Origin of the sequence: Pseudomonas sp. Z1-14 (assembly GCF_051132005.1) — a bacterium.
GTDB lineage: Bacteria > Pseudomonadota > Gammaproteobacteria > Pseudomonadales > Pseudomonadaceae > Aquipseudomonas.
The window spans coordinates 4,768,353-4,788,533 of record NZ_CP071646.1 but is presented as its reverse complement, the minus strand read 5'-3'; the positions used below and the strand labels follow the sequence as shown (position 1 = coordinate 4,788,533).

General features: G+C 60.7%; 21 protein-coding genes. 13 read left to right on the top strand and 8 right to left on the bottom strand.

Translation table 11 applies throughout. From position 1 onward, the window contains the following. The first annotated feature begins 16 nt into the window (after positions 1–16). A complete protein-coding gene (locus J3P89_RS22130; RefSeq protein WP_434695653.1) occupies positions 17–871 on the top strand; it encodes a D-hexose-6-phosphate mutarotase in 855 nt (284 codons plus the stop codon). A gap of 140 nt (positions 872–1,011) precedes the next feature. Here the strand turns inward: J3P89_RS22130 and J3P89_RS22125 are convergent, their stop codons facing one another. Then, the gene (locus tag J3P89_RS22125; protein ID WP_025212249.1) at positions 1,012–1,881 is read right to left on the bottom strand and encodes a MurR/RpiR family transcriptional regulator; all 870 of its coding nucleotides are present in this window, start codon (positions 1,879–1,881) and stop codon (positions 1,012–1,014) included. Between the two features lie 187 nt (positions 1,882–2,068). Between J3P89_RS22125 and zwf the strand changes: the two genes are divergently transcribed. The 3 genes from zwf to J3P89_RS22110 are packed head-to-tail and all read left to right on the top strand — an operon-like array spanning position 2,069 to position 4,924. After that, positions 2,069–3,541 carry a glucose-6-phosphate dehydrogenase gene (zwf, locus tag J3P89_RS22120; protein ID WP_305496323.1) on the top strand — a complete coding sequence of 491 codons (1,473 nt, stop codon included), beginning with the start codon at positions 2,069–2,071 and terminating at the stop codon, positions 3,539–3,541. Next, on the top strand, positions 3,528–4,241 hold the full coding sequence (gene pgl / locus J3P89_RS22115; RefSeq protein ID WP_434695652.1) for a 6-phosphogluconolactonase: 714 nt from the start codon (positions 3,528–3,530) through the stop codon (positions 4,239–4,241). Before zwf ends, pgl begins: the two co-directional genes overlap by 14 nt. 17 nt (positions 4,242–4,258) lie before the next feature. Continuing rightward, positions 4,259–4,924 (top strand): bifunctional 4-hydroxy-2-oxoglutarate aldolase/2-dehydro-3-deoxy-phosphogluconate aldolase, encoded by a 666-nt coding sequence (locus J3P89_RS22110; protein WP_283556083.1) that lies wholly within the window; start codon positions 4,259–4,261, stop codon positions 4,922–4,924. Between the two features lie 229 nt (positions 4,925–5,153). Here the strand turns inward: J3P89_RS22110 and J3P89_RS22105 are convergent, their stop codons facing one another. Continuing rightward, the gene (locus J3P89_RS22105) at positions 5,154–6,341 is read right to left on the bottom strand and encodes an aminotransferase class V-fold PLP-dependent enzyme (RefSeq protein WP_434695651.1); all 1,188 of its coding nucleotides are present in this window, start codon (positions 6,339–6,341) and stop codon (positions 5,154–5,156) included. A gap of 16 nt (positions 6,342–6,357) precedes the next feature. Further along, on the bottom strand, positions 6,358–6,594 hold the full coding sequence (locus J3P89_RS22100; protein ID WP_305496320.1) for a DUF3820 family protein: 237 nt from the start codon (positions 6,592–6,594) through the stop codon (positions 6,358–6,360). 206 nt (positions 6,595–6,800) lie between these two features. Here J3P89_RS22100 and J3P89_RS22095 point away from each other — a divergent pair, with 206 nt between their 5' ends. The 4 genes from J3P89_RS22095 (at position 6,801) to J3P89_RS22080 (ending at position 10,525) form a co-directional block, all read left to right on the top strand. Beyond that, a complete protein-coding gene (locus J3P89_RS22095) occupies positions 6,801–7,265 on the top strand; it encodes a PA2169 family four-helix-bundle protein (protein ID WP_186709209.1) in 465 nt (154 codons plus the stop codon). A 192-nt stretch (positions 7,266–7,457) separates the two neighbouring features. Continuing rightward, positions 7,458–9,458, top strand: coding sequence for an FUSC family protein (locus J3P89_RS22090; RefSeq protein ID WP_434695650.1), 2,001 nt, complete (start codon positions 7,458–7,460; stop codon positions 9,456–9,458). After that, the gene (locus J3P89_RS22085) at positions 9,445–9,651 is read left to right on the top strand and encodes a DUF1656 domain-containing protein (protein WP_249873604.1); all 207 of its coding nucleotides are present in this window, start codon (positions 9,445–9,447) and stop codon (positions 9,649–9,651) included. Before J3P89_RS22090 ends, J3P89_RS22085 begins: the two co-directional genes overlap by 14 nt. Before the next feature lie 10 nt (positions 9,652–9,661). Next, entirely contained in the window at positions 9,662–10,525 is an 864-nt protein-coding gene (locus J3P89_RS22080; protein ID WP_434602993.1) for an efflux RND transporter periplasmic adaptor subunit, read from the top strand. Between the two features lie 165 nt (positions 10,526–10,690). On the opposite strand, the gene J3P89_RS22075 is transcribed toward J3P89_RS22080, so the two are convergent. After that, positions 10,691–11,161, bottom strand: a complete 471-nt coding sequence (locus J3P89_RS22075) for a MaoC family dehydratase (RefSeq protein ID WP_003227420.1) — start codon at positions 11,159–11,161, stop codon at positions 10,691–10,693. 40 nt (positions 11,162–11,201) lie between these two features. Then, a complete protein-coding gene (locus J3P89_RS22070; protein ID WP_434695649.1) occupies positions 11,202–12,146 on the bottom strand; it encodes a lysophospholipase in 945 nt (314 codons plus the stop codon). 225 nt (positions 12,147–12,371) lie between these two features. On the opposite strand from J3P89_RS22070, the gene fadD2 reads away from it, so the two are divergent. Both fadD2 and fadD1 read left to right on the top strand, forming a co-directional pair. Further along, entirely contained in the window at positions 12,372–14,060 is a 1,689-nt protein-coding gene (gene fadD2, locus J3P89_RS22065; RefSeq protein WP_434695648.1) for a long-chain-fatty-acid--CoA ligase FadD2, read from the top strand. 373 nt (positions 14,061–14,433) lie between these two features. Next, on the top strand, positions 14,434–16,125 hold the full coding sequence (fadD1, locus tag J3P89_RS22060) for a long-chain-fatty-acid--CoA ligase FadD1 (protein WP_434695647.1): 1,692 nt from the start codon (positions 14,434–14,436) through the stop codon (positions 16,123–16,125). A 211-nt stretch (positions 16,126–16,336) separates the two neighbouring features. Here fadD1 and J3P89_RS22055 read toward each other — a convergent pair whose 3' ends face one another. Next, a complete protein-coding gene (locus tag J3P89_RS22055) occupies positions 16,337–16,714 on the bottom strand; it encodes a hypothetical protein (protein WP_305496313.1) in 378 nt (125 codons plus the stop codon). 195 nt (positions 16,715–16,909) lie between these two features. Between J3P89_RS22055 and J3P89_RS22050 the strand changes: the two genes are divergently transcribed. The 3 genes from J3P89_RS22050 to def all read left to right on the top strand — a co-directional run bounded on the left by J3P89_RS22050 (position 16,910) and on the right by def (position 18,759). Then, positions 16,910–17,101 carry a CsbD family protein gene (locus J3P89_RS22050; protein ID WP_434695646.1) on the top strand — a complete coding sequence of 64 codons (192 nt, stop codon included), beginning with the start codon at positions 16,910–16,912 and terminating at the stop codon, positions 17,099–17,101. A 171-nt stretch (positions 17,102–17,272) separates the two neighbouring features. Next, complete coding sequence (locus J3P89_RS22045) at positions 17,273–18,223, top strand: YihY/virulence factor BrkB family protein (RefSeq protein WP_434569568.1); 951 nt, start codon at positions 17,273–17,275, stop codon at positions 18,221–18,223. Next, a complete protein-coding gene (gene def / locus J3P89_RS22040) occupies positions 18,220–18,759 on the top strand; it encodes a peptide deformylase (RefSeq protein WP_434569567.1) in 540 nt (179 codons plus the stop codon). The genes J3P89_RS22045 and def overlap by 4 nt, the downstream gene beginning before the upstream one ends. 124 nt (positions 18,760–18,883) lie before the next feature. On the opposite strand, the gene J3P89_RS22035 is transcribed toward def, so the two are convergent. Together J3P89_RS22035 and J3P89_RS22030 are read right to left on the bottom strand one after the other, a co-directional pair. Then, positions 18,884–19,303, bottom strand: coding sequence for a GNAT family N-acetyltransferase (locus J3P89_RS22035; protein ID WP_434695645.1), 420 nt, complete (start codon positions 19,301–19,303; stop codon positions 18,884–18,886). Positions 19,304–19,605: 302 nt separating this feature from the next. Next, positions 19,606–20,139: a hypothetical protein gene (locus J3P89_RS22030; RefSeq protein ID WP_434695643.1), complete on the bottom strand. Its 534-nt coding sequence runs from the start codon at positions 20,137–20,139 to the stop codon at positions 19,606–19,608. Positions 20,140–20,181: the final 42 nt, after the last annotated feature.

The window sequence follows — 20,181 nt, the reverse complement described above, 5'->3', positions numbered from 1 at the left end:
AGGACCGCGACCCATCATGCATGAGCATCCACTACAACGCTTTTTCAGATCCTTGCGCGAGCGTCCGGTGTTTGCGTGGGAGCGCTATCAGCAGCGCGATGTGTTGGTGATCGACCACCCGTTGTGCCAGGCGGTGTTCAGTCGCCAGGGCGCGCAGTTGCTGCACTTCCAGCCGCGCGGGCAGAAGCCGTGGTTGTGGTGCGCAGCCAGATGGCCGCAAGTCGGGGCGATTCGCGGCGGGGTGCCGGTGTGTTGGCCATGGTATGGCCGTCATCCAAGTGAAAACGCCTGGCCCTCCCATGGTTGGGCGCGATTGATCGACTGGAAATTGCTCGACAGCAGCAGCGACGAAAAGGGCGTCCACCTGCATTGGCAATTGCAATTGTGTGACTGGCAGGTGGACCTGCATGCCGACCTGGGTGAGCGCATGGAACTGCGCTTGAGCACCGAACATCAGGACAGCCTGCCCTGCCAGTTGAGCCAGGCCTTGCACGCCTATTGGCGCATTGGTGACGTTGGTGAGGTAGCGCTGTCTGGCCTCGACGGCGCCCAGGGTTACGACCAGTTGAACCGGGCGGTTTGCCAGCAGGAGGGCGAGTTACGGGTGGAGGGTGGCTGCCAGCGAGTATTCCAGCATGAGGGCGAATTGCAGCTCAAGGATCACGCCTGGCAACGCGAGCTGCGCATCGACACCGGCGACAGCGCCGATACGGTTGTGTGGCATCCCGGCGCACGGCCACTGTTGGGTGTGAGCTGGGATGAAGTGAGTGAATTCGTCTGCGTCGAAGCGGCCAGCGGCGGTACCGGGAGCCTGTGCCTGGCGCCGGGTGAGCGGGCGCATTTGAGTTTGCAGGCGCGGGTGGGGGCTTAGCGCTGGATCTCGGGTGTGGTGGCTGGCCCCATCGCGAGCAAGCTCGCTCCCACACTAGATCTTTGGTGTTCACAAAAACCCTGTGGGAGCGAGCTTGCTCGCGATGGCTGACTATCAGACACCGAAGGCTCTGGACCGAATCAGTTGAACTCATCCCCAACCGGATACCGGCTGGCATTCAGGCTTTCCTTGATCTTGCGCAAATGCGGTTGGAAATCCACGCCCCGGCGCAGGGTCATGCCGGTGGCGAGCACATCGAGCACGGTGAGCTGGATGATCCGCGACGTCATCGGCATGTAGATGTCGGTGTCTTCCGGCAAAGGGATGTTCAGGCTCAAGGTGCTCGCCTTGGCCAGCGGCGAGCCCTCGGCGGTCAGGCCGAGCACCGATGCGCCGTTTTCCCGGGCGATGCGCGCCACTTCCACCAGTTCGCGGGTACGCCCGGTGTAAGAGATGATCACGAACAGCTCGCCGGTATGGGCCACCGAGGCGATCATGCGCTGCATCAGCACATCGGCATGGGCGGTCACCGCCAGGTTGAAGCGGAAAAACTTGTGCTGGGCATCCAGCGCCACGGGGGCCGAGGCGCCGAGGCCGAAGAAGTGAATCTGGCGGGCCTGGATCAGCAGATCCACGGCGCGACTGATCAAATTTGGATCAAGGGCCTGGCAGGCGCTGTCCAATGAAGCGATGGCACTGCCAAAGATTTTGCGGGTATAGGCTTCCGGATTGTCATCGGCCTCGACCGCACGGCTGACATAGGCCGCGCCGCTGGCCAGGCTCTGGGCCAGTTGCAGCTTGAGTTCCGGATAGCCGCTGACGCCGAACGAGCGGCAGAAGCGGTTGACGGTCGGTTCGCTGACCGAAGCGGCCTGGGCGAGGGCGGCGATGCTGAAGCGGGTCGCCTGCTGCGGGTTGAGCAGGATCACCTCGGCCACCTTGCGCTCGGCCTTGTTCAGGTCTTCCAGGCGACTCTGGATCTGCTCCAGTAGATTTCGAACGCGGTCCATACAAGATTCCTAGAGAAACGGGTCTTTGATACGACCCTTGGCGGTGGCCTATCCTACTGATGGCTCCGACGGACCACCACTCGGAATCGGTATTTTCGAAAAATGTTGTAGTTATTACTACATTTTTCCTTGAGTGATACCTTGAAAAAAGGTATTTGTAGTTTAACTTGATAAAAGAACAAACATCATGCATTCGATTACGGTTGAACCGTGCACCTTTGCCTTGTTCGGCGCGTTGGGCGACCTGGCGTTGCGCAAGCTGTTTCCTGCCCTTTATCAGCTCGACGGTGCCGGCCTGTTGCATGAGGACACGCGAATCTTCGCGCTGGCCCGCGAACCTGGCAGCGAACAGCAGCACCTGACGTTCATCGCGACCGAGCTGCGTCGCTATGTGGGCGAAAAAGACCTCGACGAAACCGTGATCGAGCGCTTCCTGGCGCGGCTGACGTATCTGCATGTGGATTTTCTCAAGGCTGACGATTACGTCGCGCTTGCCGAGCAGGTCGGCCAGGCCCAGCAGCAAGTCATCGCCTATTTCGCCACGCCGGCGGCGGTCTACGGCGCGATCTGCGAGAACCTGGCGAAAGTCGGCTTGAGCGAGAACACCCGCGTCGTATTGGAAAAACCCATCGGCTCGGACCTGGAATCGTCGCGCAAGGTCAATGACGCCGTGGCGCAGTTCTTCCCGGAGAACCGCACTTACCGCATCGACCATTACCTGGGCAAGGAAACGGTCCAGAACCTGATCGCGTTGCGTTTCGCCAACAGCCTGTTCGAAACCCAGTGGAACCAGAATTACATCTCCCACGTGGAAATCACCGTGGCCGAGAAGGTCGGCATCGAAGGCCGCTGGGGCTATTTCGACAAGGCCGGGCAACTGCGCGACATGATCCAGAACCACTTGCTCCAGTTGCTGTGCCTGATCGCCATGGACCCGCCGGCCGACCTGTCGGCCGACAGCATCCGTGACGAGAAGGTCAAGGTGCTCAAGGCCCTCGCACCGATCAGCCCGGAAGGCTTGACGACACAAGTGGTGCGCGGCCAGTACATCGCCGGCCACAGTGAAGGCAAGGCCGTCCCCGGATACCTGGAAGAACCCAATTCCAATACCCAGAGCGACACCGAGACGTTCGTCGCCCTGCGTGCCGACATTCGCAACTGGCGCTGGGCCGGTGTTCCGTTCTACCTGCGTACCGGCAAGCGCATGCCGCAGAAGCTGTCGCAGATCGTGATTCACTTCAAGGAACCGTCCCACTACATCTTCGCCCCCGAGCAGCGTCTGCAGATCAGCAACAAACTGATCATCCGCCTGCAACCGGACGAAGGCATTTCCTTGCGGGTGATGACCAAGGAGCAAGGCCTGGACAAGGGCATGCAATTGCGCAGCGGTCCGCTGCAACTGAACTTCTCCGACACCTATCGCAGCGCGCGGATTCCCGATGCCTACGAGCGGTTGTTGCTGGAAGTCATGAATGGCAATCAGAACCTGTTTGTCCGTAAAGATGAAATCGAAGCCGCGTGGACGTGGTGCGACCAGCTGATTGCCGGCTGGAAGAAGTCCGGCGATGCGCCCAAGCCGTATGCCGCCGGGTCATGGGGGCCGATGAGCTCCATCGCACTGATCACGCGGGACGGGAGGTCATGGTATGGCGATATCTGAATTGAAACTGCCCGAGGGCGTCGCGGCCCTTGAGTTCAAGAGCCCGGTGCTGCTGGCGGAAAACCTCGCGCTGAACGTGGCGCAGCAGTTGCGCGCGGCGATCGATGCTCGCGGTGCGGCGACTTTGGTGGTGTCTGGCGGTCGCAGCCCGGTGGCATTTTTCCAGAACCTGTCCAAGCAGACGCTGGACTGGTCGAAGGTGGTGGTGAGCCTGGCCGATGAGCGCTGGGTGCCGGTAGAACACGCCGACAGCAATGCCGGTCTGCTCAAGCGTTACCTGCTCCAGGGCGCGGCGGCCAAGGCGCAGTTCTTGAGCCTGTACAGCGCCAGCGCCAACCTGGAGGCTGCGGCCGAACAGGCGGATCGTCTGTTGGCCGAGCTGCCGCCGATTGATGTGCTGGTACTGGGCATGGGGGACGACGGGCATACCGCCTCGCTGTTTCCCGACAGCCCGAACCTGGCCGAGGCCCTGGATGAAAAGGGCGCTCGCCGTTGCTGGCCGATGCTCGCGCCAACCGTCCCGCACCAGCGCCTGACCATGAGCCGCGCATTGCTGGCCTCGGCCAGGCACAAGGTGCTGTCGATTTCCGGTCAATCGAAGTTGACCACCCTGAACGCCGCGGCGGCCGGTGACAACGTCGCCGAAATGCCGATCCGCGCGTTTTTGCAACCTACGTTAGAGATTTACTGGTGCCCATGAACCAAGGATCAGCCGCTATGACAAACCCATCCCCGACCGTTTCCATGGCGGACAAAGTAACGCTGATCGACAGCCTCTGCGCCAAGGCGCGGATCTTGCCGGTGATCACTATTGCCCGTGAGCAGGACATCCTGCCGCTGGCCGATGCACTGGCCGCCGGTGGCCTGACGGCGCTGGAAGTGACCTTGCGCTCGCAATACGGCCTCAAGGCCATCCAGGTGCTGCGCGAGCAGCGTCCGGAACTGGTGACCGGCGCCGGCACGGTGCTCGATCGCCATATGCTGGCCGCCGCCGAGGCCGCCGGTTCGCAATTCATCGTGACGCCGGGTATTACCCGCGACTTGCTGGAGGCTAGCGTCCAGAGCCCGATTCCGTTGTTGCCGGGAATCAGCAATGCCTCGGGCATCATGGAAGGCTACGGGCTGGGTTATCGCCGCTTCAAGTTGTTCCCGGCGGAAGTCAGCGGTGGCGTGGCTGCCATCAAGGCCCTGGGCGGCCCCTTCGGCGAAGTGAAATTCTGCCCGACTGGCGGCGTCAGTCCGGCCAATATCAAGAGCTACATGGCGTTGAAAAACGTGATGTGCGTGGGCGGCAGCTGGATGCTGGATCCGGAGTGGATCAAGAACGGCGACTGGGCCCGCATTCAGGAGTGCACCGCCGAGGCCCTGGCGCTGCTGGACTGATTGTCTTACCGAACTTCGTTGGGTGTTCTACGGCTTTACGGTGCGCTTGGTCGGCGCACCGTTTTTTTTTGCCTGTTGTTTCACTGCGCATCCCCGTGGCGAGGGAGCTTGCTCCCGCTGGGCTGTGAAACAGCCCCAATCAGCACGAACGAGATTGGTCTGATTCACCGAGGTGATAGTTCAAGGGGCTGCTGCGCAGCCCAGCGGGAGCAAGCTCCCTCGCCACGGGTTATGTGTTGCTCAGGTGGATAAGCGCCTGGGTCAATCGCTCGATATCCCGTGCCAAGGTAATCAACCCCGGCGTGATGCGGATGCACGGGCCGACGCTGGTCTTGCGCACCACGGTAAAGATTTCATATTCCTTGAGCAGCCGATCGGCCATGACTTGCTGATCGGGCTGGGCGGTGAAGCGCATCGAGGTGATGCCGCAATAGAGCCGCCGGTCGTCCGGAGTCATGACTTCAATGCCGGGCACATCCCGCACCGCGTTCACCCACAGGTCCCGCAAGTGGCAGAGTCGGGCACCTTTGGCCGACGCGCCGCCCAGGGTGCGGTGTTCTTCAAAGACCAATGGCAGCGTCAGCAGGGCAGGGATGTTGGGCGTGCTGTGGGGTGTGCGTGAGCGCACATCGGTGGCGGGGTAATTGGCTTCGTCCATGTCCGGATCGATGTCGACCAGCCGCTCTGGAGCGATATAGAGAAAGCCCAGGGCCAGCGGGCCGCCAATCCACTTCTGCAAGTTGAAACCGGCAAACTGGATACCCAGTTTCTTCAGATTGAACTCGATCTGACCCAGGGCGTGCGCGCCGTCGAGAATGATGTCGACATCGAACTCCCGCGCCGCCTCGGCAATCGCCTTGACCGGCATGACGAGGCCGGTCAGGTGGTTGACGTAAGTCAGCGCCATCAGCTTCAGGCGCGGGTAGCGAATGAAGGTTTCCCGATAGGTGCCCACCAGGCTTTCGAAACTGGCGGGATGCGGGTGCACCAGTTCGATGATCTGCGCCCCTCGCTGGCGAGCCAGCCAGCGCATCGCGCTCTTGACTGACTCGTACTCGACGTCGCTTATCAGCACCTGGTCGCCAGGCTTGAGGCCGTTGTAATTGCGAATCAGCGTCTGCAGGGCGTCCACCGCGCTGGTGGCCAGCGCCACGGTAGAGGAGGGGACGTGAATCAGTTGCGCCACTTGGCGGCGAATCGCTTCGCCATGTTCCCGGTCGAAATGCTGACGTACGTACACCGAGTTGCCGCGATTGACGAATTCGATGTTGCGCTGGTACTCCTCGACCACGGTACGGGACATCCGCCCGAAGTAGCCGTTTTCCAGGTTGAGCGGGCCCTCGGGCTCGACGTCGTAGCGGTCGACGAAGGTCTGCCAGAAAGCTTCATCATGGGCGCGCAGGGTGTTTTCGGGCATGGGCGGATTCAGTCGGTCAATGGCGTGGTTTGGGCAGGCCGTGTTTGGCGCGCAGCGGATCCAGCAGGTCCGACAGACCGTTGTGGTCGATCTCCTGCATCAGCGCCAGCAAAGCGCCCAGTTCTCCGTGGGGAAAACCCTCCCGGGCAAACCAGTTCAGGTACTGGCCCGGCAGGTCGGCGAGGATTCGGCCCTTGTATTTGCCGAAGGGCATCTGGCGCGTCACCAGCAGTTCAAGCTTTTGCGGATTCATGGCGATTTGTCTTGATAGGAACCATCGGCAAAATACAGGCATTCTGCATGCAGGCCAAATGACAGATCATGCAAATAACGCGGATACAGATTTTTGGGTATTTTGTAACTTGTTGAATTTAAAGTATTTTTATTGTTGTTTTTGGCTGGCACGGCCAATGCAATATTCCTTGCAGGTTTTTATTCACCAAGCAAAGGAACTGAAAAATGACTGACATCAATAAAGAATCCATCTCTGTCTTGAACGACCTGATCGAGACCAGCAAGGATGGCCAGGAAGGATTCAAGACCTGCGCTGAAGACATCAAGCATCCAGAACTCAAGGCCCTGTTCGTTAAACGCGCGGCCGATTGCGCAACTGCCGCGGCCGAGCTGCAAGCCGCTGTGCGTTCGTTGGGCGGCGATCCGGAAACCTCCACCAGCGTCGCTGGCGACCTGCACCGTCGTTGGGTAGACGTAAAATCGATGTTTACCGGCAAGGATGAAGAAGCGGTCCTCAACGAAGCCGAACGCGGCGAAGACCATGCACTCAAGGCTTACAAGGAAGCCATCGAGAAGATCAACAAGCACAACCTGGTAGGTATTCGTGACCTGGTTGAGCGTCAGTACCACGGCGTGCAACGCAACCACGACCAGGTCAAGGCACTGCGTAACCAGGCGCGTGCCAGCTGACACCTGCCTGTGACGCAAAAAAACGCCAGCCTGCTGGCGTTTTTTTATGGGCCACGAAACCGCAAGAGTGTTTGTCAGATCCATCAATAATCTGCTCTGGACTCGAATAGGTAGCTAGCTAATAATTGCGTCGCTGTTCGCGCGATCTATCGTTATTACGTTCATTACTACAGTCCCAGAAGAGTTTTCCGCGTGCCCATCACCTTCCAGGCCTTGTTCGCCCCTGACCGCCTCGCCGTGCAGTTCGCCATCAAAACCGTGCTCGGCGGCGGCCTGGCGTTGTGGCTGGCGTTGCGCTGGGGCCTGGAGCAGCCGTCGTGGGCATTGATGACGGCGTTCATCGTCGCCCAGCCGCTGTCCGGCATGGTGGTACAGAAGGGCCTGGCGCGTTTGGTCGGTACTTTGGTGGGGACGATCATGTCGGTGGTGTTCATGGGATTGTTCGCCCAGGCACCGTGGTTGTTCTTGCTGGCGCTGGCGCTGTGGCTGGGTGTGTGCACGGGCTGTTCGACGCTGTTGCGCAGCGCCTGGTCGTATTCTTTCGTGCTGGCTGGCTACACGGTGGCGATCATTGCCTTGCCGGCCCTTTCCCATCCACTTGGGGTTTTCGATCAGGCCGTGGCGCGGTGCACCGAGATCAGCCTGGGCATCACCTGCGCCACGGCGGCCAGTGCCTTGCTCTGGCCGTTGCGGGTCGAACGACAACTGGCGGATCAGGCCCGTGCCGCCTGGCAGAGCGGCATGCAGGCGGCGCGTGCAACGTTGGCCGGCGATGCCCAGGCGCGCAAAGGCTTGCTCGAAATCCTCGGCAAGATCGTTGCGGTGGATGCCCAGCGCGAACACGCCTGGTTCGAAGGTAGCCTGGGCCGCCAGCGCGCCCGGGCCATCAGCGGCTTGAGCCAGAAACTGCTGATGCTGTTGCGTATTTCCCGTTCGGTGCGTCGGCAGTGGAAACAACTCGAACCTCAGGAAGCCGAAGCGCTCCAGCCGTGGATGGACGAGGTGCAGCAGGCGCTCGCTGAAGACAGCGCGACGCTCCAGGCCCTGCGGCCTCGGGTTCTGGATGCCTCTCATGACCTGCGGGTCAGCTCGGCGCAAAGTTACTGCCTGGCTCGTTTCGCCTTGTTGCTCGATACCGCCCTGGCTGCCTGTGCCGCGCTCGCGGCCGTGCAGGAGGGCAGGGCCGCCGCCGATCCGCCGCGCACGCTGGCGTCGCACCGTGATCTGTCTCTGGCCATGGTATTCGGCGCCCGCAGCGCCCTGGCATTCCTGACGGTAGCCTGTTTCTGGCTGGCCACCGCCTGGCCCGCCGCATCCGGTGCGCTGTTGCTCACGTGCGTGGTGTGCAGCCTGTTTGCCAGCCGCGAAAACGGTGCGCAGATCGGCATGAGTTTCCTGCGGGGTATTTTCCTCGCAGTGCCGACGGCGTTTGTCATTGGCGAGATTTTCCTGCCGCAATGGAGCAGTTTCGCCATGCTGTGCATGGCCATGGGCGTGCCGTTGTTCCTGGGGGCGCTGTGCATGGCCAAGCCGCCGCTCTACGCCACGGCCACCTCGTTCTGCCTGCACTTTGTGGTGCTGGTCTCGCCGCTCAATGCGATGAAGTACGACGTTTCGGCATTTTTCAACAACGCCCAGGCAATGATGATCGGCGTCGGCGCGGCGGTGCTGGCGTTCAAGCTGCTGATCCTGCGCAACCCGGCCTGGCATAGCCGTCGGCTGCTGGCCGCGACGCTGGAGGATCTGGTCAGGCTGACCCATCGCAATCTGCGTGGTGCTGAAAGCTGGTTCGGTGGCCGCATGGCTGACCGGCTGTTGCAACTGGCGCGGCATTATCCCGAGCTGCCGGTGCCGGCGCGCAGCCGTTGGGACGACGGCTTGCTGGGCCTGGACGTCGGTGATGAGTTGCTGCATCTGCGCCTGAGCCTGGCCGTCGCCCAGATACCCGACAGCCCAGCCCAGCGCGAATATTTCGAAACGCTGGAACAGGCGCTGGAACGCGGCCCCGGCGGGGATCAGGCCGAGGCTTTGGCCCAGGCAAGCGACGCATATCTGCGGGTGCTGTCGCAGCAACCGTCCAGCGATGCGCTGAAGCTCGCCCAAGGCGCGGTGGTGCAATTGCAAAACAGCTGGCGCGCCTGGTGCCGCCAGCACGAATCCGAAGAAGGGAAACATAGCCATGGGCTTGCGTGAATGGTCGATTGGCGGGGTGCTGCTCAGCCCGTTCCTGATTTATGTGGTCCTGGCCTTGCTGGCAACCGGGGCGCTGCGCCTGTTGCTCGGCCTGTTGCCGGTCGGGCGCTGGATCTGGCATGAAGCCTTGTTCGACTGTGCCCTGTACGTCTGTGTCCTGACTGTCATTACCCTGGTCCTCGGACCGCTATAAGGAGTTGAACATGCGTACACCCGTACGTGTCGCCGTCACGCTGGGCGTGGTGGCCGTGGCGATCTTCGCCGGGTTTCATCTGTGGCAGTACTACATGCTCACGCCCTGGACCCGGGATGCGCGAATCCGTGCCGACGTGGTGGTGGTCGCCCCTGACGTATCCGGTTGGGTGCGCGAGCTCAAGGCCGTGGACAACCAGCAGGTCAAGGCCGGCGATTTGTTGTTGAGCATCGATCGCGAACGCTTCGAGGCCGCGCTGGAAAAGGCTCGCGCGGTGGTCCAGACCCGTCAGCAGCAGCTGAGCCTGCGTGAACACGAAGCCAGCCGCCGCGCCGCCCTGGGGCCTCAGGCGATCAGCGCCGAGCTGCGGGAAAATGCCCAGATCAACGCCGGCATTGCCCGTGGCGAACTGCGCGAGGCCCAGGCCCAGGCCAAGGTCGCCGAGCTGAACCTGGCCCGCAGCCAGGTCCTGGCCCCACGCAGTGGTCATATCACCAATCTGCGCCTGGCCGAAGGCAACTACGTCAACGCCGGGCAACCGGTGATGGCGCTGATCGATGATTCGACTTTCTACGTGCAGGCCTATTTCGAGGAAACCAAACTGCCGAGGATCCGCGTGGGCGATCCGGTCAAGGTCTGGTTGATGAGCGCCGACCATGCGCTGGACGGCCATGTGGAAAGCATCAGCCGCGGTATCACCGACCGCAACACCAACCCCGATGCGCAATTGCTGGCAGAGGTCGAACCGACCTTCAACTGGGTGCGCCTGGCCCAGCGGATCCCGGTGCGGATCAAGCTCGACAAGGTGCCGGAAGGGGTGAGCCTGAGCGCGGGTATGACGGCGAGTGTGCAGGTGCAAGAGCGGCTGCAATAGCCGTCGCACTGCGGACTCCGTGGCGAGGGAGCTTGCTCCCGCTCGGCTGCGAAGCAGTCGTAAAAAGAACATCACGGTTAATCAGATTAAACGCGGTGGGCTTTTCTCAGGGGCGCTTCGCACCCCAGCGGGAGCAAGCTCCCTCTCCACGGGGAATCATGATCATCAGCCGATGCTGATCGCCGGCAACGTCGGCAACGTAACAGTCTGCTGCTTGCGCGGAGCCAGGATCTCGGCCTCGCCGTCCACCACCAGTTCATCGCGCTGATTGAACACGCGCGTGGCGATGCGCACGCGGAACTTCGGCAGTTTCTCGAGGATTTCCAGGCGCACGGTCAGGGTGTCGCCAATCTTCACCGGTTTCTGAAAGCTCATCTGCTGGCCGATATAGATGGTGCCCGGCCCAGGCAGCTCGCACGCCACCGCCGCGCTGATCAGCGCACCGCTGAACATGCCATGGGCGATGCGTTCCTTGAACATGCTGGCGGCGGCGAATTCGGCGTCCAGGTGCACCGGGTTGTGGTCGCCGGACATGGCGGCGAACAGCTGGATATCGCGCTCTTCGACGGTCTTGCTGTAGCTGGCGGTCTGGCCGACTTCGAGGGCTTCGTAAGGGATGTTGGTAACCTGGGTCATGTCTGGATCCTGTAACAGGTAAAGGAAAAACGCTGCGAACCTACTCGCTGCGTGGCGGCCGCTGGTGGCTCAGCGCCTGGGCAATCCAGGTCAGCACGTCGGCCGTCACTTCATCGCGGTTGGTTTCATTGAACAGTTCGTGTCGGGCCTGCGGGTAGATCGTCAATTGCAGATGTTGATTGCCGGCGTCGCGCAGGGCATCGGCCAGATCTTTCAGACGCTTGCCTTCGCTCACCGGATCACATTCGCCGCCAATCACCAGCAACGGCAGGCCCGGATCGATCTGCGCGAGATTGGACGCTTTGCTGATCTGCTGCAAGCCGCCGAGGAGGTCGATCCACAGCTGATTGGTACAACGAAAGCCGCACAGCGGGTCCTGGACGTATTTGTCCACTTCGGTCGGGTCGCGACTGAGCCAGTCGAAGGGCGTGCGCGCCGGTTTGAATTTCTTGTTGAAACTGCCGAATGACAGCCACTCGATGAGCGCGCTACGCCCCGTGGCTCCCTGGCGTCGACGTTCGAGGCGGGCGATCAGGCGCGCCGCGCGGTACAGCGCCACGGGCTGGAAATTCGAGCCGCTGAGAATCGCCCCGTGCAGGCTGGCGCTGTGGTGCAGCAGGTAACCCTGGGCGATATAGCTGCCCATGCTATGGCCCAGCAGGAGAATTGGTATTTCTGGATGTTGCTGGCCGATGTGCTGATTGAGGCTCGCGAGATCGCCGACCACCTTGGCCCAGCCGTCCTCGTCGGCAAAATGCCCCAGGACTGTTTCCTCGCCGGTCTTGCCATGGCCGCGCAGGTCCGGTGCGTAGACACCATAACCTTCATCGCACAATGCCTGGGCCAGGCGCCCATAACGAGCGCTGTGTTCGGCCATGCCGTGGGCCAGCATAAGCACGGCCTGCGGGGCGGTTTCGGGCAACCATTGGTTGACGAAGATGCGCCTGTGATCGGTCGCGGTCAGCCAGAACGTTTGGTGGATCATGGCGGTTCCTTTGCACAAAGTCAGACGCAGCGTCGCTGCATTGTATAGCGCATCCGTCGCGTCTCGCCTGATCAGGTCACGGCAAGGGAGGAAGATTCACACGATCTATGACGCAAGTTGCCATATTTGCCTGATTGGCCATAGCTGCTAGTGTCCGAGGAGCTCCGCCTGTGCAAGCGATACGCAAGCGGTCCCGGATACGTTCAGGTAAAGAGGACAAAAACAATGCAGCCTGATTTCTGGAATGACAAACGCCCGACCGGCGTGCCCTCGGACATCGACCTGGGTGCCTACAAGTCGGTTGTTGAGGTGTTCGAGCGTTCCTGCAAGAAATTTGCCGACCGTCCGGCCTACAGCAACATGGGGGTGACCCTCACCTACGCCGAGCTGGAGCGCTACAGCGCGGCCTTTGCCGGTTATCTGCAAGCCAATACCGACCTGGCGCCGGGCGATCGCATCGCCGTGCAGATGCCCAACGTCCTGCAATACCCGATCGCCGTCTTCGGTGCCCTGCGCGCCGGCCTGGTCGTGGTCAATACCAACCCGCTGTACACCCCGCGGGAAATGCGTCATCAGTTCAAGGACTCCGGTGCCCGGGCGCTGGTGTACATGAACCTGTTCGGGCTGAAGGTCCAGGAAGTGCTGCCCGACACCGACCTGCAATACCTGATCGAAGCGAAGATGGGCGACCTGATGCCTACCGCCAAAGGCTGGCTGGTGAATACGCTGGTCAGCAAGGTCAAGAAAATGGTGCCGGCCTATTCGCTGCCCCAGGCCATTTCCTTCAAGAGCGCCTTGCGCCTCGGGCGAGGCCAGGGCATCAAGCCCCTCAACGTCAGCCTCGATGACATCGCCGTGCTGCAATACACCGGCGGCACCACAGGGCTGGCAAAAGGCGCGATGCTGACCCACGGCAACCTGGTCGCCAACATGCAGCAGGCCCGGGCGTGCCTGGGGCAGATCGGCGATGACGGCCAGCCGCTGTTGCGCGAGGGCCAGGAAGTCATGATCGCGCCGTTGCCGCTGTACCATATCTATGCGTTCACGGCGAACTGCATGTGCATGATGGTCACGGGCAACCACAACGTGTTGATCACCAATCCCCGGGACATCGGTGGCTTCATCAAGGAACTGAAGAACTGGCGGTTCTCGCTGTTACTGGGGCTCAACACGCTGTTCGTGGCGCTGATGGACCATCCTGATTTCAAGACGCTGGATTTTTCCAACCTCAAGGTCACCAACTCAGGCGGCACCGCGCTGGTCAAGGCCACGGCCGAACGCTGGAAGCAGCTCACCGGCTGTGGCATCACCGAGGGCTACGGCCTGACGGAAACCTCGCCGGTGGCCAGTGCCAACCCTTACGGCGGCAAGTCGCGCCTGGGTACGGTGGGGCTGCCAGTGCCGGGTACGCTGATGAAGGTCATCAACGACGACGGCGTCGAGCTGCCCCTGGGCGAGCGCGGCGAGCTGTGCATCAAGGGCCCGCAGATCATGAAGGGCTACTGGAACAAGCCCGAGGCGACCGCCGAAGTGCTCGACAGCGAAGGCTGGTTCAAGTCCGGCGATATCGCGGTGATCGATCCCGACGGGTTCGTGCGCATCGTCGACCGCAAGAAAGACATGATCATCGTCTCGGGTTTCAACGTGTATCCCAACGAGATCGAGGACGTGGTCATGGCTCACCCGAAAGTCGCCAGTTGCGCGGTCATCGGCGTGCCGGACGAGCGTTCGGGGGAGGCGGTGAAACTGTTCGTGGTGGCCCGTGAGGCGGGCGTCAGCCTTGAAGAACTCAAGGCCTACTGCAAGGAGAACTTCACCGGCTACAAGATCCCCAAGCACATCGTATTGCGTGACTCGCTGCCGATGACGCCGGTGGGCAAGATCCTGCGGCGGGAACTGCGCGATATCGCCTGAGGCCTTGCCTCATTGGAAACCCCTGACCCTGTGGGAGCGAGCTTGCTCGCGATAGCGTTAGATCAGTGACAGAGATGTTGGCTGATCCATCGCTATCGCGAGCAGGCTCGCTCCCACAGTTCTTTATGCATGGGGTGAATTACGCGGCCTTAGAATTTTTACTCTAAAAGTGACCATTGGATTTTCTTGAGTCAAATTTGTGACTGTGGAGCCCATTTTTGGCTCTAGTCGACCCTCGGCAAAGCTGCTACTCTCGGCGCGCTTTTGTGACTTCTCGGCCTTGATTCAAGCCAGATTCACCAACAAAAACACACACCAATAATAATCGCATCAAATGCGGTGAAGAATTCGCGTTGCTGAGGAGTGGGCTTCCATGATTGAAGACTTTTGGAAGGATAAGTACCCAGCTGGGATTGCTGCCGACATCAATCCAGACGAGTATCCGAATATTCAGGCGGTGTTGAAGCAGTCCTGCCAACGCTTCGCCGACAAGCCGGCATTCAGCAACCTCGGCAAGACGATCACCTACGGTGAACTCTACGAATTGTCCGGTGCCTTTGCCGCGTACCTGCAACAGCATACCGATTTGCAGCCGGGCGATCGAATCGCCGTGCAGCTGCCCAACGTTCTCCAGTATCCGGTGGCCGTTTTCGGCGCGATCCGCGCCGGGTTCATCGTGGTCAACACCAACCCGCTGTACACCGCGCGGGAGATGGAACACCAGTTCAACGACTCCGGCGCCAAGGCGCTGGTGTGCCTGGCCAACATGGCGCACCTGGCCGAGAACGTGGTGCCCAGGACCAGCGTCAAGCACGTCATTGTCACCGAAGTCGCCGACCTGCTGCCGCCGCTCAAGCGCCTGCTGATCAACAGCGTGATCAAGTACGTCAAGAAGATGGTCCCGGCTTACCATTTGCCCAAGGCCATCAAGTTCAACGACGTGTTGAGCAAGGGCCACGGCCAGCCGGTGAACGAAGCCAACCCCACCAGCGATGATGTGGCCGTTCTGCAATACACCGGTGGCACCACCGGCGTGGCCAAGGGCGCGATGCTGACCCACCGCAACCTGGTGGCGAACATGTTGCAGTGCAAGGCATTGATGGGCTCCAACCTCAATGAAGGCTGCGAAGTGTTGATCACGCCGCTGCCGCTGTACCACATCTATGCGTTCACCTTTCATTGCATGGCGATGATGCTGATCGGCAACCACAACATTCTGATCAGCAACCCGCGCGACTTGTCGGCGATGGTCAAGGAACTGTCGAAGTGGAAGTTCAGCGGTTTTGTCGGCCTCAACACGTTATTCGTGGCCCTGTGCAATAACGAAGCCTTCCGCAAGCTGGACTTCTCCGCACTGAAGGTGACCTTGTCCGGTGGCATGGCCCTGCAACTGGCAGCGGCCGAGCGCTGGAAGGCGGTCACCGGCTGCCCGATCTGCGAAGGCTACGGCATGACCGAGACCAGCCCGGTGGCTACCGTCAACCCGATCCAGCACATCCAGGTCGGCACCATCGGCATTCCGGTGCCATCGACGCTGTGCAAGGTCATCAATGACGCGGGCGTCGAATTGCCACTCGGTGAAATCGGCGAATTATGTGTGAAAGGTCCGCAAGTGATGAAGGGCTACTGGCAGCGCCAGGAGGCCACCGACGAGATCCTCGACGGTGAAGGCTGGCTCAAGACCGGTGATATCGCGCTGATCCAGCCGGACGGCTACATGCGCATCGTCGATCGCAAGAAGGACATGATCCTGATCTCCGGCTTCAACGTTTACCCCAACGAACTGGAAGACGTACTGGCCACCCTGCCGGGTGTACTGCAATGCGCGGCGATTGGTGTACCGGACGAGAAGTCCGGCGAGGCGATCAAGATTTTCATCGTCGTGCGTCCAGGGGCCACGCTCACCAAGGAACAGGTGATGGAGCACATGCGCGCCAACGTCACTGGCTACAAAGTGCCCAAGGCCGTGGAGTTCCGCGATGCATTGCCGACCACCAACGTGGGCAAGATCCTGCGGCGCGAGTTGCGCGATGAAGAACTGAAGAAGCTGGGGCTGAAGAAATAAACCCGCCGCCAATGAAAAGCCCCGCTGATGCGGGGCTTTTTGTTACAAGGCTATGGCCTCGCGCGGGGCGACCGTTGTGGCGGGGGAGCTTGCTCCCGCTGGGCTGCGCAGCAGCCCCATCCGGTCCGACTGATACACCGCAGGGGCCGCTTCGCGTCCAGCGGGAGCAAGCTCCCTCGCCACAGGGGAACCGGTGATCCTGGCGATCGGACTACAACCGAAACTGCGCAAAATCCAGGTTGGTGCCACCCGGCCGCATGTCTTGCAGGTAGGAATCCTTGTCGGCACTCAGTTCCAGGCTCAGGGCCGCCTTGCGTTTGCCCTGGTTGCGTACTTCCAGGCCTTCCAGTTTTTCCCGCAGGAACACCGTCGGTACTTTCAGGTGCAGCAGTTCATCGGTGGCGGGGGTGTGCAGCAGCAGGTGAATCCATTCGTATTGACCAATGGCCAGCCGGGCCACCGGAATGTCGAACCAGAAGATGTTGCGATTGCGGTTCAGTTCGCTGAAATGGCAATTGTTGACGCCCAGGACGGCGCCGCCCAGTTGCTGGTTCCTGCGGGCGATGGCCTGCTTTTTATCGAGTTTCATAACGTTCCTACGGGATTGGAGCTTCAGGTCGCAGCCTGAATAGGTGGGGCATTCTCGGGGGTTGATCGGCAAACATAAAGCGCAACCTGCAGGCGCCGACGAAATCAGCCGCAGAAAAAATGAAACTCCCCGCAAACGGCCTCAGTCAACCTTTATGTAATGACTTTTCTTACAGTTATTCACAGGAGAGACACCATGGGTAGCACGAGCGATAAAGTGAAGGGCGTTGCCAACGAAGCCGTCGGCAACATCAAGCAAGGCGTCGGCAAGGCCACCGATAACGACCGCATGCGCGCCGAGGGCGTGGTTCAGGAAAAAAAGGGTGAGGCCCAGCAAAACGTGGGCAAGGCCAAGGATGCCGTCAAGAAAGGCGTCGACCAGGCGTAACCGATCAGTTGAAACGTGATCGGAACGGTCATCTGCGGGTGGCCGTTTTCATGTCGACTCGAACTTGCACCGGGGGAAATTGTTCCAAAGTTGCCAACAGGTTACTTTGTCTTGGCATAACCCGATGAGTCGCCAGGCGACCTTCCTTTTTTGCGGCGAAAGGAGACGCACATGATGTTCCCGGCCTTGAAAGGCTTGCCCCTGCACCGCGTGATGATGCGCACGGTGACCGAATTTCTCGACGACGAGATGTCGACGTACGCCTCCGCACTGGCTTACCAGATGTTGTTTTCGCTGTTCCCCTTCATTCTTTTCCTGATAGCCCTGATCGGTTTTCTGCACCTGCCGGATTTTTTCTCCTGGCTGCGCCTGCAATCGGAACTGGTGCTGCCGCCGCAGGCGCTGGAGCAGGTCAACCCGGTGATCGACCAGCTCCAGCAGTCCAAGGGGGGGCTGCTGTCGGTCGGTATCGTAATTGCGTTGTGGACCGCGTCGGCCGGCGTGCGGCTGATGATGAGCGCCATGAATGCCGCTTATGACGTGGTCGAAGGGCGTCCGGCCTGGAAGCGTTTTCCGCTGTCGATCCTGTACACCGTCGGCATTGCCGGCATGCTCCTGGCCGCCGCGGCGCTGATGGTGCTGGGGCCGCAGGTGATGGGCTGGATTGCCGCCCAGATCGGGCTGGAGGAATTCATTGTCACCGTCTGGACGCTCGCGCGCTGGCCGGTCATCGTGTTTTTGCTGATGGTCGCGGTGGCGCTGATCTATTACGTGATGCCCGACGTCAAACAGGAGTTTCGCTTCATCACGCCGGGCTCGGTATTGGCGGTGGTGGTCTGGATCATCGCGTCCCTGGGCTTCGCGTTCTACGTCAAGACCTTCGCCGACTACAACGCCATGTATGGCAGTATCGGCGCGATCATCGTGCTGTTGCTGTACTTCTATATCTCGGCGGCGGTACTGTTGCTCGGCGCTGAGATGAACGCGGTGATCGAGCACATGTCCGCCGAAGGCAAGGACCATGGCGAAAAGAGCCCCGGCGAGCATGAAAAACAGCATGTATCGGGCCTTGGGCGCGACCATTCCATTCCTCACAATCACACTGACGAAGCCCGACCATGATCCGCGAAATCCTGAAGATGGGCGACGAACGCCTGCTGCGCATCGCACCGCCGGTGCCGCCAGAAATGTTCGACAGTCCCGAGTTGTGGCAATTGATCGATGACATGTTCCAGACCATGGAAAGTGTCGGCGGTGTCGGCCTGGCGGCGCCGCAGATCGGCGTCGACCTGCAACTGGTGATCTTCGGCTTCGAGCACAGCGAGCGTTACCCCGATGCCGAGGCGGTGCCGCAGACCATCCTGATCAACCCGCTGATCACGCCGCTGAGCCCGCTGATGGAAGAGGGCTTCGAGGGCTGCCTATCAGTGCCGGGCCTGCGCGGTGCGGTGGATCGCTACCAGCACATCCGCTATGAAGGTTTCGACCCGAAGGGCGAGCCGATCGTGCGCACCGCCTCAGGCTTCCACGCGCGGGTAGTCCAGCATGAATGTGATCACCTGATCGGCCGCTTGTACCCATCGCGCATCACCGACTTCAGCAAGTTCGGGTTCACCGAGGTGATGTTTCCGGAGTTGGATCCCTCGGCCGACGATTAGCTGAGTCCTACCCGAAACTCTGTGGGAGCGAGCTTGCTCGCGATTGCGGTGTGTCATCCAAATTGATGCAGCTGACCTGACGCCATCGCGAGCAAGCTCGCTCCCACACTGGACTGATGGGTCTTCAGGGTCTTGCAGGCACCAACCCCATCGCAATCATCGGCTTGCTCCGTGCGTACCGGCTCAGCCGTTCAGCCATTGCATAAGGCAGTTCCGGATCGAAGGCGAACCCGCGTCGCTCATAGAAGCTGCGCAGGTCAGGGTGGCAGAACAGCCACACCGGCGCCTCCACGCCGTTCACTGCCTCTTCTATCAACCGCGCCGCGATGCCTTGCGCGCGGAACGCCGGGTCGACGAACAACCCCGTCAACCAATGCCCACCGGACACCGGTCGCAGGCACAGGGCCGCGACGATTTCATCGCGCCGCGCCACCCAGAGTTGCGCGTCGCGCACGGCTTTCATCGAGGATTGGTGGGCACGATAAAATTTGTTCATCAACGGCCAAAGCGATTCTTCGAGCGCTGCATAACGGATTTCGGACATGGCTGGGTCATGGCGAAGAGGGGGAGGCGATTATAAAAGAACGCGGCTGCAGGGATAGGTGTATACCTGAGGTACATCCCGTATGAATGGAGTACGTATCATGGCCAAAGGCATGGATTCAAAAAAAGCGGCAAAGAAAAAACCAGCGAAGAGCGCCGATGAAAAACGCGCTGACAAAAAAGCCAAGAAGGTCAATCTGTTCGGTCATTGAAGCGCTGTCGGCCCGGCTGGTCGCAGGTTTGAGGCGGAGGTTGCAACGTTCCGCCCAAACCCGCTGAGGTGATACCGAGGCGCTGCCAGACTCAGAGGGTGGCGAGGACAGTGCTCTGGGCAGGGTTTTTCTCGCTCTGCTGATCTTTCTCCATTTGCGCCATGGCCGACTTGTCCTGCATGCGCTGGGCAATCTCCTCGCCGACCGCCAATTGTTTCTCCGGCGGCATTGCGGCGTACTCTTTTTCGGTGATGCCCATTTCCTTGAGGATGCTGTCCCGCAAGCGTTGTTCAGGCGTCTTGCTCATGTAGTCCTTGAACTGCGCCATGGCAGAGCTGGTCTCTGCGAAGGCTGGCGAGCCAACCGTCTGCAATTGCACACGGGTCTTGGCGAAGGCTTCGTCGACCTTGTCGCTGATGGCGGTGGCGGCGCTTACCTGTTGCGTGGCTTGTCGAGTGGCGGAGTCCTGGACTTGGGCGCTGGCCTGGCTGGCCTGGGTCTGGACGTTATCTCGCAACGCTTGCAGCGCGGCGCTTTGCAGGCCGCTGGCGGCTTCGGCTGTCGGGTCTTCGCCGGGGCGCTTGAGCGGCAGGATCATTGCTTGCTGTTTTGCACTGACCAACATGATACGTACCTGTAGAAAGTGGCTGAGCGAGGGAGGGAGCAA